Source organism: Marivirga lumbricoides (assembly GCF_014636295.1).
In the GTDB taxonomy this organism is placed as follows: Bacteria; Bacteroidota; Bacteroidia; order Cytophagales; family Cyclobacteriaceae; genus Marivirga; species Marivirga lumbricoides.
This window is the reverse complement of sequence record NZ_BMEC01000046.1, coordinates 1-1378: the sequence shown is the minus strand read 5'-3', so window position 1 is coordinate 1378 and position 1378 is coordinate 1. Positions and strand designations below refer to the sequence as shown.

Sequence of the window (1378 nt, the reverse complement as noted above, 5' to 3'; positions counted from 1 at the left end):
TTCTTGAGAGTCTATAGAGGAAGAAAGCTACGTTTTTGACCCCTCTGAACTGAGCTCTAAAGGCTTTGATCTTTGCATTAAATGATTCAGCTGCTGCATTGGTACTTCTTCTTTCAAAGAAATTGAGGATTGTTTGGTAGTGGTTTTGTATAGTTCTTGATACGGTATTGAAACTTTTAAACCCGGCTTTCTCTACCTGATCATACCACCTGGCCAGATGGAGGTAAGCCACGCCTTTATCCTTTACAGTATGGTAAATATGTCCAAGCTTTTGAGCCAAGTCATATGCCTTTGCTAGCTCAGGATAATATTTAAACAGCAATTCTGCTCTCCATAGCTGTGAAGGAGACCATTTGCTTTTACTCTTAAAAAGCAGGTACCTGCTTCTTGCCAGTAGTTGTTTATGTGTGTCTCCATTTTCCAACCTGTTGGCAACATAGCTTTTGCCTAATTCCCGGGCTAGCTCAATTTCTTTGTTTTCCATGTCTATAGCTTGCCAGCGGTAAGCTATCCTCATCTCCTGTACTGCATCATAAGCCAGCTTTTGAACATGGAACCTGTCTGTGACCAATGTGGCCTTTGTAAAGGTTTTACGCACAATCTGCTCCATACTGGCTGCCATATCCAAAGTGACTTCCTTTACCTTCTTTCTTATATGAAGAGGGATTTTCCTTGTCAGGATAGCTCTTATTTTTTTACTTTCCGTGCCCTTGATCATTGCCACCAAGGCTCCTTTTTGTCCTTTGGCAGCTTTATTGGTGATGACGGTATAAAGCTCTCCCCGGGAAAGAGAGGTTTCATCAATAGTGAGATACTCTCCAATATTTTCAGCAAAAACTATATGATCTTCTGAGTGCTCAAGTTGTTCCCAGTGGCTAAAATCACTTAAATGAGCGTAATATTGTTCTTCCAGTAACTTCCCATTTACACAGAAATACTTTCCTAAACTTTTACAGCTTACTGGCGCGGTATCGATGCACTGCTTTTAAAAAAGCCGCGAATTCTTCTGTTAAACGCGTTCCTTTAGCCACCAGGCTCCAATCTCTTGATACTATCTGGCCAGTGCTTTCCACTGTCCATCTTCTGCGCTTTATTTTTAAGTAGCAGGCTTTTCCGCGTACAGGAAAGTCCTGGATGGTGACCACATCATAAAAACCTTTCGACAATAATTTCTGTCCGGCATACTCTTCCGGAATAGTGTTCTTTTCTTCTAAACTGATTTGAATAGTATCTTCTTTCTTGGTTACTGAAGTAACCTGGAAGTACTCAAGAATGCCTTCAGGCAAAAACAACTCAATTAAACCCTGATCCACTTTAACTTTTTTTTTGTGCAAAGTTAATCCTTCATCTATAAATCCCCAGATTTTCAGATTGATCC

General features: G+C 40.5%; 2 protein-coding genes. Both read right to left on the bottom strand.

Features of this window, described 5'->3' with window-relative positions; translation table 11 throughout:
- Positions 1-976 (bottom strand): ISAon1 family transposase (locus IEV85_RS24675; protein ID WP_188467938.1); only part of this gene is annotated, 976 nt, incomplete at its 3' end.
- On the bottom strand, positions 951-1378 hold a 428-nt coding region (locus IEV85_RS24670; protein WP_345261769.1), incomplete at its 5' end, for an ISAon1 family transposase N-terminal region protein. The genes IEV85_RS24675 and IEV85_RS24670, both read right to left, overlap by 26 nt.